This window comes from Streptomyces sp. (assembly GCF_036566765.1).
GTDB lineage: Bacteria > Actinomycetota > Actinomycetes > Streptomycetales > Streptomycetaceae > Streptomyces.
On record NZ_DATCVQ010000387.1, the window covers coordinates 23,478 to 35,035 of the forward strand.

The 11,558-nt window shown below is 73.2% G+C and carries 10 protein-coding genes; all 10 read left to right on the forward strand.

What is annotated here, in order from left to right; translation table 11 throughout:
* The 10 genes from VIU94_RS22615 (at nucleotide 1) to VIU94_RS22660 (ending at nucleotide 11,506) form a co-directional block, all read left to right on the forward strand.
* Nucleotides 1-210 (forward strand): MbtH family protein, encoded by a 210-nt coding sequence (locus VIU94_RS22615; RefSeq protein WP_331913679.1) that lies wholly within the window; start codon nucleotides 1-3, stop codon nucleotides 208-210.
* Entirely contained in the window at nucleotides 207-1,484 is a 1,278-nt protein-coding gene (locus VIU94_RS22620; protein ID WP_331913680.1) for an MFS transporter, read from the forward strand. Before VIU94_RS22615 ends, VIU94_RS22620 begins: the two co-directional genes overlap by 4 nt.
* Complete coding sequence (locus VIU94_RS22625; RefSeq protein WP_331913681.1) at nucleotides 1,481-2,296, forward strand: thioesterase II family protein; 816 nt, start codon at nucleotides 1,481-1,483, stop codon at nucleotides 2,294-2,296. The genes VIU94_RS22620 and VIU94_RS22625 overlap by 4 nt, the downstream gene beginning before the upstream one ends.
* Nucleotides 2,293-4,077 (forward strand): amino acid adenylation domain-containing protein, encoded by a 1,785-nt coding sequence (locus VIU94_RS22630; RefSeq protein ID WP_331913682.1) that lies wholly within the window; start codon nucleotides 2,293-2,295, stop codon nucleotides 4,075-4,077. Before VIU94_RS22625 ends, VIU94_RS22630 begins: the two co-directional genes overlap by 4 nt.
* Nucleotides 4,074-5,333 carry a cytochrome P450 gene (locus tag VIU94_RS22635; RefSeq protein WP_331913683.1) on the forward strand — a complete coding sequence of 420 codons (1,260 nt, stop codon included), beginning with the start codon at nucleotides 4,074-4,076 and terminating at the stop codon, nucleotides 5,331-5,333. Before VIU94_RS22630 ends, VIU94_RS22635 begins: the two co-directional genes overlap by 4 nt.
* Nucleotides 5,330-6,946, forward strand: coding sequence for a condensation domain-containing protein (locus tag VIU94_RS22640; RefSeq protein ID WP_331913684.1), 1,617 nt, complete (start codon nucleotides 5,330-5,332; stop codon nucleotides 6,944-6,946). The genes VIU94_RS22635 and VIU94_RS22640 overlap by 4 nt, the downstream gene beginning before the upstream one ends.
* Nucleotides 6,943-8,283, forward strand: a complete 1,341-nt coding sequence (locus VIU94_RS22645) for an ATP-grasp domain-containing protein (protein ID WP_331913685.1) — start codon at nucleotides 6,943-6,945, stop codon at nucleotides 8,281-8,283. The genes VIU94_RS22640 and VIU94_RS22645 overlap by 4 nt, the downstream gene beginning before the upstream one ends.
* Nucleotides 8,280-9,008, forward strand: a complete 729-nt coding sequence (locus tag VIU94_RS22650; RefSeq protein WP_331913686.1) for a thioesterase II family protein — start codon at nucleotides 8,280-8,282, stop codon at nucleotides 9,006-9,008. The genes VIU94_RS22645 and VIU94_RS22650 overlap by 4 nt, the downstream gene beginning before the upstream one ends.
* A gap of 352 nt (nucleotides 9,009-9,360) precedes the next feature.
* On the forward strand, nucleotides 9,361-10,557 hold the full coding sequence (locus tag VIU94_RS22655) for an NAD(P)/FAD-dependent oxidoreductase (protein ID WP_331913687.1): 1,197 nt from the start codon (nucleotides 9,361-9,363) through the stop codon (nucleotides 10,555-10,557).
* Between the two features lie 10 nt (nucleotides 10,558-10,567).
* Complete coding sequence (locus tag VIU94_RS22660; protein WP_331913688.1) at nucleotides 10,568-11,506, forward strand: sigma-70 family RNA polymerase sigma factor; 939 nt, start codon at nucleotides 10,568-10,570, stop codon at nucleotides 11,504-11,506.
* The last annotated feature ends 52 nt before the right edge of the window (nucleotides 11,507-11,558 follow it).

The window sequence follows — 11,558 nt, forward strand, 5'->3', positions numbered from 1 at the left end:
ATGACGACCAATCCTTTCGACGACCCGGCCGGCCGCTTCCAGGTCCTCGTCAACGACCTCGGACAGCACTCGCTGTGGCCCGAGACGGCCGAGGCGCCCGCCGGCTGGTCGGTCGCCCTGCCCGGTGACAGCCGCGAGGCGTGCCTGGCGTACGTGGAGGCCAACTGGACCGACCTGCGTCCCGCCGTCGCGGGGGGTACGGCGGTATGAGCCGTGACCTCGCGGTCCTCAAGGACCGTTCCGTACTGGCCCTGTTCGCCGCCCGGTCGGTGTCCCTGCTCGGCAACGCGATCACTCCGATCGCGCTCGCGTTCACCGTGCTGCACCTGCCCGGCGGCTCGCCCTCGATGCTCGGCGTCGTCCTCGCCGCCCGGCTGCTCAGTCAGGTGACCTTCGTCCTGCTGGGCGGGGCGATCGCCGACCGGCTGCCGAAACTGCGCGTGATGGTCGGGGCCGACCTGGCCGCGGGCGTCACCCAGGGCCTGGCCGCCACCCTGGTCATCACCGGGCACGCCACGCCCTGGATGCTGGCCGGGTTCGCTGCCCTGGCCGGCGCGGCCACCGCCATCTTCGAACCGGCCTCGCGCTCGGCCATGCCGCTGCTGGTGTCCGGCGACGCCCTCCAGTCCGCCAACTCCCTGCTGAAGCTCTCGATGCGCGGCGGCGGCATCCTCGGCGCCGCCCTGGCCGGCGTCCTGGTCTCCACCATCGGGGCGGGCAGGACCATGGTCGTGCCCGCGGCCACGTTTCTGCTGTCGGCGGTGCTGCTGCTCGGCGTCAAGGTCGCCCACCAGGCCCCGACGGAGAGCGGCCCCTCGCTGCTCCGTCAGATCCGCGACGGCTGGCGGGAGTTCACGGCCAAGCAGTGGGTGTGGGTCATGGTCTCCCAACTCGCCTACGTCAACGTGCTGCTGGCCGGCAGCTTCTACGTCCTCGGACCGGTCATGGCCGACCGGTCCCTCGGCGGGGCCGGCGCCTGGAGCACGGTCCTCATCGCCCAGGCCGTCGGCTTCATCGTGGGCAGCGTCGTCGCCGTCAAGTTCCGGCCGCGCCGCCCGGTGCGCGCCGCCGCCCTGCTGACCATGGGCTTCCCGCTGTCGGTGCTGCTGATGGCCACCGGGGCGCCGCTCGCCGCGATCGCCGCCGCCACCTTCCTGGCCGCCATCTGCATCGACGTGTACGAGGTGCTCCTCGACACGGCGCTGCAGAAGAACGTGCCGCCGGAGGCGCTCTCACGCGTCATGTCGTACGAGTCCCTCGGCTCCTTCGCCCTGGTGCCGCTGGGCATGGCGGGCGCGGGCCCGGTGGCCGACGCCGTGGGCGTGTCGAACGCGCTGTACGGAGCCGCCGCGCTGATCGTGCTCGCGGGACCGGCCGTCCTGCTGCTGCGCTCGGTGCGCACCGTGACCGAGGTACCCGACGATTCCCAGGAAGCGACCCCGGCCGTGAACGAGGCCGAGGTCGCGGAGACGAGCAAGGCATGACCGCATCAGCCGCCGAACCGGCGTCCGCACCCGCCAAGTTCCCCCGCTCCCTGCTGCGCAAGCCGTCCGAGGACGCCGTCGCCCGCGTCTTCTGCTTCCCCTACTCCGGGGTCGGCGCGTCCATGTTCAACCAGTGGCCGCGCTGGATCGGCGAGGTCGAGGTCTGCCCCGTCCAGCTGCCGGGCCGCGAGAACCGCTTCCGCGAGGGCCACTACGGCACGTACCAGGAGCTCGCCGAGAACCTCGCCGACGAGCTGCTTCCGTACCTCGACCGGCCCGCCGTGTTCTTCGGCCACTGCGCGGGCTCCCTGCCGGCCTTCGAGACCGCGCTGCGCCTGGCCGAGCTCGGCGGGCCGACGCCCCGCGAGGTCGTCGTCTCCGCCCAGGTCGCTCCGCACCACTGCCCCAACGACCGGTTCCTGCACATGACCGACGAGGCGCTGTCGGCAGAGCTGTCGGAGCTGATCGTGGCGCGCGGTGGCGAGGCCCATCCCATGCTCCTCGAACTCACCCTGATGGTGCTCCACAAGGACCTCGACGCCAACCGCGTCTACCACCGCGCCGATCCGGTCCGGCTGCCCTCCGGCATCACGGCCCTGAACTGGAGCCAGGACCCGGAGATCGAGCCGACCGAGCTGAAGGGCTGGCAGGAGTACGCCGACCGGGTCGCCTTCACCGAACTGCCCGGCGCCCACTACGCGTTCCTGAACGCCCCCGCCGAACTGCTCGCGCTGCTGCACTCGCTGGCGCTCCCCGGCGCCCCTCTGCCCGCCCCGGAGCTCGCCCCGCCCGCCGAAGGACACCTGTCATGACCGACACCATCGACACCCTGTTCGCCCGGCTGGCGGCCGAACACCCCCACCGCACCGCGGTCACGGGCGACGACGCGTCGCTGACGTACGGCGAACTCGACGCCCGCGCCGAGCTCATGGCCCGCCGGCTGCACGCCGAGGGCGTGCGCCCGGGCGACGTCGTCGCGCTCGCGACCCGCCGCACCGCGACGACCGCCGTGCTGCTGCTCGCCGTGCTCAAGGCGGGCGCGGCCTACCTCGGCCTCGACAGCCGCCAGCCCCCGGCGCGCCGCGACCTGATCCTGCGCGACGCCGCGGTGCGCGTCGTCCTGGCCGACAAGGGCATGGCCGACGACCTCGGCGACGCGTTCACGGTGATCGTGCCCGGGGACGAAGTCCTGGAACAGGAGGCGGGCCTGGGGCAGGAGGGGGCCGCCGCCCCGCTCGCCCCCGTGCCGGGCGGCGACCGCGTCGCCTACGTCGCGTACACCTCCGGCTCGACCGGCGCCCCCAAGGGCGTGTGCGTCCCACACCGCGCGGTGCTGCGCCTGGTGGTCGGCGCACGGTTCCTGCCCGTCACCGCGGACGACGTGTTCCTGCACTTCGCGCCGCTCGCGTTCGACGCCTCCACGCTGGAGGTCTGGGGCGCGCTGCTGAACGGCGCGCGCCTGGCCGTCGCGCCGGACGGCGACCTCTCCCTGGGCGGGCTGCTGTCCTTCGTACGGGACGAGGAGGTCAGCGTCATGTGGCTGACCGCGGGCCTGTTCCACCAGGCCGTGGACCTCGGCCTCGACGAGCTGCGCGCGCTGCGGATGCTGCTGGCCGGCGGGGACACCCTCTCGGCCTCGCACGTCGACCGGGCCCTGGCCGCGCTGCCGCACGCGGTGGTGGCCAACGGCTACGGCCCCACCGAGAACACCACGTTCACCACGGTCCACGCCATGACCGGACCCTCCGGCGCCGCCACCGTCCCCATCGGACGCCCCGTGTGCGGCACCGGCGTGCTGCTCCTGGACGAGCGGCTGCGCCCGGTCGCCGACGGCGAGGTGGGCGAGATCTACGCCACCGGCACCGGGCTGGCCCACGGGTACCTCAACAACCCGGGGCTCACCGCCGCCCGGTTCGTCGCCCACCCGGACCCGACCGTCCCCGGCGAGCGCATGTACCGCACCGGCGACCTCGCGCGCCGCGCCGCGGACGGCACGCTGGAGTTCCTGGGCCGGGCCGACGGCCAGGTCAAGGTGCGTGGCTTCCGCATCGAGACCGGCGAGGTCGTGGCCGCGCTCACCGCCCTGCCCGGCGTCGCCCGCGCCGAGGTCGTCGCCCCGCGCGACGGCTCCGGCGCCCGTCAGCTCATCGCGTACGTCGTGGCCGCCGACGACACCCGTCCCTCGGCCCTGGAGATGCGCGCCCGCCTCGCCGACGCCCTGCCCGCGTACGCCGTGCCCGCCCTGATCCGGGTCCTGGACGAGCTCCCGCTCACCCCGAACGGCAAGGTCGACCGGGCCGCCCTGGAGCAGCGCACCGTGCGCGAGCGCCCCGAGGTCAACGCCCCCTACCGGGAGCCCGAGGGCGCCCTGGAGCGGGCCGTCACCGGGATGTGGGCCGACCACCTGGGTCTGGAGGGCATCGGCTCCGACGACGACTTCTTCGAGCTCGGCGGCCACTCGCTGCTCGCGGTGGCCCTCATCGGCGAACTGCACCGGGAGTACGGGGTGGAGGTCTCCCCGATCGCGTTCTACCTGGACCCGACCCCGGCGGGCCTGGCCCGGGCGCTGGCTCAGGCGGGTGTCCAGCGGTGAGGCTGACCCGAGTGACGGCCGCCGACATGGCCGCCGTCGACCTGTCCCAGGTGGACCTGTTCGACGCCGCCTACCATGCCGAGGGCGACCCGCACGCGGCCTGGGCGGTCATGCGCGAGCGGGCCCCGCTGCACCTGAGCCGGCTGCCCGACGGCCGCTCGTTCTTCAACGTGACCCGCTACCACGACGCCTGCCGCGTCCTGGGCAACCACCGCGAGTTCACTTCCGAGCGGGGCAGCCTGCTCGGCCAGCTCGGGCACGACGACGCGGCGGCGGGCCAGATGCTCGTCGCCACCGACCCGCCGCGCCACGGCGAGCTGCGCCGCCCGCTGAACAAGATGTTCACCGGGCGCGGCCTGGCCCGCAGCGAGGACCGCATCCGCGCGGCCGTGCGCTCGCTGCTGGCCCCCGCGCTCGACGGGGACGCCTGGGACATCGCCCAGCGGGCCACCATGCTGCCGATGGCCATCGCGGGCGCCCTGATGGACCTGCCCGAGCCGCACTGGGCCGATCTGGTGCAGTGGACGGGCATGGCCGCCGCGCCACAGGACCCGGTCTTCATGATCCGCAACCCGCACGCGACCCTCGCCATCGCCCACCACCAGCTCTTCGAGTACTTCGCCACGCAGTACGAGGCGCGCAGGGACACCGAGGGCGACGACGCCTTCCGGCTGCTGATGACCATGCGGGACGGCGAGCTGACCCGCGAGGAGGTCGTCGTCAACTGCTACAGCCTGCTCCTCGGCGCCAACGCGACCACCCCGCACACCGTGGCCGGCACCGTGCTCGCGCTGATGGAGAACCCCGAGCAGTTCCGCGCGGTGCGCGAGAACCCCGAGCTCGTGCCCGCCCTGGTCGAGGAGGGGCTGCGCTGGACGTCCCCGGCGAGCAGCTTCCTGCGCTATGCCGTGGAGGACGTCGAGATCGCCGGGGGAACGGTGCCCAAGGGCGAGGCCGTCGCCGTCTGGGTCGGCTCCGCCAACCGCGACGCCGAGGTGTTCGCCGACCCGTACCGCTTCGACGTGCGGCGCGAGGACAACCGGCACATCGCCTTCGGCTACGGCGCCCACTACTGCCTGGGGGCCACCGTGGCACGGCTGACCCTGCGCATGCTCTTCGAGGAAGTCCTCGACCGGTTCGAGGAGTTCCTCCCGGCCGGCGAGCCCAGCCACCTCACATCCAACTTCGTCGCGGGCTTCACCAGCCTTCCGGTCCGCGCCGTACCGCGCCGCGCGAAGGCGGTGGCGGGCATATGAACGAGAGGAACACCAGCCCCATGGAGCAGACCGGCGCCAGGGACCTGACCACGCTGCTGACCGGCATCTGGAGCGAGCGGCTCGGCGGTCAGGAAGTCACGCCCGAGGACGACTTCTACGCCCTGGGCGGCGACTCGCTGATCGCCCTGCGCGTGGTGACGGACGTGCAGGAGCAGGGCATCCCGATGACCCTGAAGGACCTGCTGTTCCACCCGACCGTGGCCGAACTGGCCGAATTCCTGGCCGCCTCCGCGCCCGCGCAGCCCACGGCCGCCGCGGCGGGGCCGGCCGAGGGCCGGGGCGCGCTCCTCGACGCCGGCGACCGCGTGCTGGTACCGGCCGGCGTCGCCGAGGCCCTGCCCGCCTCCGCCCTCCAGGTCGGCATCATCTACCTGTGCGAGACCAGCGGCGACCCGGAGCTGTACCACTCCATCATCGGCTGGGAGACGGTCGCCGACTTCGACGAGAACCTGTTCCGCGAAGCCCTGACCGAGCTGTGCGACCGCCACGCCGCGCTGCGCACCTCCTTCGACCTCGGTACGTACTCGGAGTCGGTGCAGCTCCAGTGGGCGCACGTCGAACCGCCGCTGACCGTGGAGCACCTCGGGGACGACAACCCCGACAAGGGCCGGGAGAGCATCCGCCGCTGGAGCCGCGAAGGCCTCACCCTGCCCATCGACTGGAGCCAGGCACCCCTGTTCCGCTGCCACGTGGTGGCCCAGCCCGGCTCCTTCCACGTCGCGATCGCCAGCCACCACGCGATCATCGACGGCTGGAGCTACGGCCGGGTCATCGTCGACCTGCTCGATCTGTACGCCGCGAAACTGCGCGGCGAGAGCGCCACGCTGCCGGAGCCGCCGGCCACGGGCGAGCGGGACTTCATCATCGCCGAGCGCGAACTCGTCGCCTCCGGCGAGGCCGCCGACTTCTGGCACCGCCAGGCCGACAGCGAGCCGCTGCTCTTCGCGCGGGGCCAGTTCCATGGCGCGGCCAACGCCGTGGCGAACGTCGAGTTCACCGTGGACGGCACGGTCCTCGATCGTCTGCGCACCGCCGCCCGTACGGCGGGCACGTCGCTCAAGTCCCTCACGCTCGCGGCCCACGCCCGCGCGCTGTCCGCGTGGACGGGCCGCGGCGACGACGTCGTCACCGGCGTCGTCGTCAACACCCGCCCCGAGCGGCCCGGCGCCGACCTCATGGTCGGGCTCTATCTCAACACGGTGCCGCTGCGCTTCGACGCGCTCGGCGCCGGGCTGCCCGAACTGGCCCGCCAGGCACACGCGTGGGAGCGGGAGTCGGCCCCGTACCGCGCCCTCCCGCTCGCGCGGATCGAGAGCCGGCTCGGCCGTCCGCCCTTCGACGTGGTCTTCAACTACATGAACTTCCACGTCTACGAGGACCTGGACAGCGTGCCCGGCCTGGAGACCCGTTCGTGGTGGGTCCGCGGCAAGCCCAGCTTCCCCTTCCGCGTCGACTTCGAGGTCGACGCCGGCGGCGCCGGCAGCCGGATCTCGGTCGCCTACGACCCGGCCCTGCTCGACGAGGCACGGGTCCAGGAGTACGCGCGCTGCTTCGAGGCGGCGCTCACGGCGGCCGCCGGGGAGTCGGCGTGAGCGCGGGGCGCCGCACCGTCGCGGTGCTCTACGACGACGGCGCGGCCTCCGCCGGCGAGATCGGCGTGGGCCTGGCCGACCTCGGGGACATCGTGTTCCTGATCCCGCCGACCCCGCACGCCGAGCTGCTGCGGCCCGTGATGGAGAACTTCGGCGCGGTCGTGGCGCTCACCGGCTCCGCCGAGGGCGACATCGAGCTCGTGCGGGGCCTGGCTCCGGACGCGGTGGTGACCTACAGCGAGCGGATGGTCCGCAGGACGGCGGAGCTGGCTGCGGCGCTGGGGCTGCCGTCCCATGCCCCGGAGGTGGCCGCCACGGTCACCGACAAGGTCCGCCAGCGGCAGGTGCTGCGCGACGCGGGCGTCGACAAGGTCCGCTCCCACCCGCTGTGTTCGCCGCAGGACTGGCCGAGCGCGCTCGACGCCGTCGGCCTGCCCGCGATCATCAAGCCGGTCCGGGGCGGCGGCAGCCGCGACACGTACGCCGTCACGAGCGCCGCGGAGGTCGAGGACCTGCTGCCCCGGCTCTTCCCGGCCTCCGCGCCGGATGCCGCGTACACGGAGCACACGGAGCACACGGAGCACACCGAGCGCACGGAGTACACCGTCGAGGAGCTGCTGCAGGGCGTCCCGAGCGCACCGTTCGGCGACTACGTGTCGGTGGAGAGCGTCTGTACGCCGCAGGGCGTGCGGCATCTGGCGGTCACCGGGAAGTTCCCGCTGCTCGAGCCGTTCCGGGAGATCGGCAGTTACTGGCCGTCCCACCTGCCCGCCGACGTACTGGAGGAGGTCACCGACCTCACCACCCGGGCGCTGAACGCGCTGGGCGTACGCTTCGGCCTGACCCACACCGAGCTGAAGCTCACGCCCGACGGCCCGCGCATCATCGAGGTCAACGGCCGCCTGTCGGGGCACATGAACCTCATGACCCGCCGGGTCTGCGGCGTGGACCTGGTGCGCCTGGGCGGTCTCCTCGCGCTCGGAGAGACGCCCGAGATCCCCGAGCTCGACTTCGCCGGCCAGGTCCACTTCCTGTTCAACACCATGGCTCCGGTGGAGCCGTGCCGGCTGACGGCGATCCAGGGCGCCGCGGAGGTGCGCCAGGTCGAGGGCATCGTCGGAATCCGCCCGTACGTCCGGCCGGGCACCGACCTTCCGGGCGGGGTGATGACCAGTCCGCTGGACGTCGTCTGGGGCTCGTGCGCCGATCACGCGTCGATGCTCGACGCCCTGGCGCGGGCGCTGCCGAGACTGACGTACGCGTTCTCGTATCCGGACGGCACGACCCGCGAACTGACCGCCGCCGCCCTCACCGACACCTCGGGGGCCGCGTCATGAGGCCCAAGAGCTGGCTGCGCAGGTTCCACGCCACCCCCGACCCGGGGACCCGGCGTGCGCAGGTGATCCTCTTCCCCCACGCGGGCGGCACGGCCGGGTACTTCGTGCCGCTCTCCGCCGAGCTGGCGGAGGTCGCGGACGTGCTCGCGGTCCAGTACCCGGGGCGTCAGGACCGCTGGCGCGAGCCGGCGATCGACGACCTCCACGAGCTGTCGCAACAGGTCGTCGCCGCGCTCGAACCAGCCCTGGACGGCCGCCCGTTGGTTCTGTTCGGGCACAGCATGGGCGCCCTGGTGGCGTACGAGACGGCCCGTCTCCTGACACCGGCCCGACTCTTCGTGTCGGGGTGCCCGGCGCCCTCCCGGGGCGTCGAGGGCGAGGAGTCGATCACGGACGACGACGGCCTCCTCGCGGACCTGCGCACACTGGACGGGACGAACGCGGAGCTGCTCGACGATCCGGCCGTACGGGAGGTGATCCTCCCTGCCCTGCGGGCGGACTACCGAGCGGTGCGCACGTACGCGTGGCGCCCGGGCCCCGAGCCGGCCTGCCCGGTGACGGTCCTGACGGGCAACAGTGACCCTCGCACCCCGGCGGACGCGGTCCTGGACTGGAAGCGACACGCGCCCGAGGACTGCCGCTTCGAGGAATACGAGGGCGGGCACTTCTATCTGACCGAGCACACCCGGGAAGTGGCGGCCCTGATAGCGGCGAGCCTCGACTGAACCGTCGAGCCGGCATCGCCTTCCCGCCGGCCCCGGAGGGAAGGCGATCCCTCCGGCCACGGAGCCGGACGTCGCGCTACGGGTGCGACGTCCGGCTGCGTCACGCCTGCGGCGGGAGACGGTCCGGTGCCCGTACGACCTGGGCGAGGGTCTGAGCAGGACGACGCCCGGGGGCGCGTACGGGTCGGGTCGGGGCGGGGCGGGTCGGGGACCAGCTCTCGCAGCCCTTGGACAGCCTGTCGGAGGCTCAGCCGCTCGCCTCAGTCCGGTGATCGGCGTCACACCGGACTCCTGTCAGCAATCGGGGCGCCGCCTCGTTCAAGGGGCACGCGAACGAGACAGGAGCAACGCCATGAAGCACCGCATCGTCGTCCTCGGCGCCGGATACGCCGGGGCCTTCGCCGCCGGGAACCTGGCCCGCCGGCTCTCCCCCGCCGACACCGAGATCACCGTCGTCAACGCCGTGCCCGACTTCGTCGAGCGGATGCGGCTCCACCAGCTCGCGATCGGCCAGGACGTCTCGTTCCGCAAGCTCGCCGACGTGTTCGCCGGCACCGGGGTGCGGCTGCGCCTGGCGCGCGTCACCGGCGTCGACCCCGAGCGCAGGACCGTCGCCGTGACCGGCGAGGACGGCGACGGCGAGCTCGCGTACGACACGCTTCTCTACGCGCTCGGCAGCTCGGTCGCCCACCATGGCGTCCCCGGCGTGGCCGAGTACGCCTACGACGTGACCGGCCGGTCCTCGGCGCTGCGGCTGCGCGAGCGCCTGGCCGACCTGGGCGAGGGCGGCACCGTGCTAGTTGTCGGTGAGGGGCTGACCGGCATCGAGACCGCCACCGAGTTCGCCGAGTCCCGGCCCGACCTCTCGGTCGCGCTCGCCGCCCGCGGCGAGCTGGGCGCCTGGCTCTCCCCGAAGGCCCGCCGGCACCTGCGCCGGGCCTTCGACCGGCTCGGCATCACCGTCCACGAGTACACCAGCATCGACGCCGTCGAGCCGACACGGGCGATCGCCGGCGGTGTCGCCGGGCCGTCCATCCCAGCCGACGTGACCGTGTGGTCGGCCGGGTTCGCCGTGCACCCCATCGCGGCCGCCAGCGGCCTGGAGGTCGCCGAGACCGGCCAGATCGTCGTCGACCGCACCATGCGCTCGGTCTCGCACCCGGATGTCTACGCCGCCGGTGACTGCGCCTACGCGATCGGCGAGAACGGCCGCCCGCTGCCGATGTCCTGCGCCTCGGCAGGCTTCACCAACATGCAGGCGACCGCCGCGATCATCGCGCGCCTGACGGGCAGTGAGGTCCCGACCGTCGGGCTGAAGTACTACGGCAACCACATCAGCCTCGGGCGGCGGGACGCGATCTTCCAGATGGTGGACGGGGACGCCCGGTCGAAGTCCTGGTACCTGGGCGGCAAGGCCGCCGCGCGGCTCAAGGCGGGCGTGCTCAACGGGGCCGGGTTCGGCATAGCCCACCCGACCTTCGGCATGCCGAAGCGCAGGCGCCGCCTGGCCACCGCGCCCGACCGGGCCGGCGTGAGGGTCAGCGCCTAGGCTCCTCGTCATGGACGTCGCAGCCATCGACCGGTTCGAGGCCAGCCGAGACCGGCTGGCCTCGCTCGCGTACCGCCTGCTCGGCTCGGCCGCCGACGCCGAGGACGCCGTGCAGGACACGTTCGTGCGCTGGCAAGCCGCGGACCGCGGATATGTCGCGGCGCCAGAGGCGTGGCTGACCAAGGTCGTCACCAATCTCTGCCTCGACCGGCTCCGCTCGGCGCAGGCGCGCCACGAGCGAGCGTCCGGTGTCTGGTTGCCTGAGCCGCTCCTCCAGGGCGACCTGATGCTCGGCCCCGCCGACACCTTCGAACAGCGCGAGTCGGTGTCCTTGGCCGTACTGACCCTCATGGAACGCCTCTCGCCCAACGAGCGGGCCGCCTACGTCCTGCGCGAAGCCTTCTCCTACTCCCACGCGGAGATCGCCGGGATCCTCGACATCACCGAGTCCGCAAGCCAACAGCACGTCCACCGGGCCCGACGCCGGGTCGCCGCCGAACGCCGCCGCGGCGGCGAGGCCGACCCTGCGACCGCACGCCGGGTCGTCGAGGAGTTCCTCGCCGCCGCCACATCTGGGCGCACCGAACGGCTGGTGGCGCTGCTCACCGACGACGCGACCGCGGTCTCGGACGGCGCCGGACTGGCCAGGCGGCTGCTGCGGTACAAGACGCGCGAGCGCATCGCCTCCTTCGTACGGGCCGGCTTCAAACCCACACCGGCGAAACGACGCCTGGCCGGCGGCTCCCCCGCACTGCACATCGCATTGGTCAACGGCTCCCCGGCCGTCATCGCCGTCGTCGACGACCAGGTCGTGGGCACCGTCGCGTTCGAAGTCCGCGACGGCAAAGTCGCGTCCCTGCAGGGCATCGCCGCCACGGACCGACTCACCCGCCTCAACCAGGCCTGGCGGCAGCACGAACCTGGCGCGCCGGCCATCAACGCATGGTGACCACAGCCACCCCACCCCAGTGACCTGAACCGGAGCGAGAACGGCACCCCTT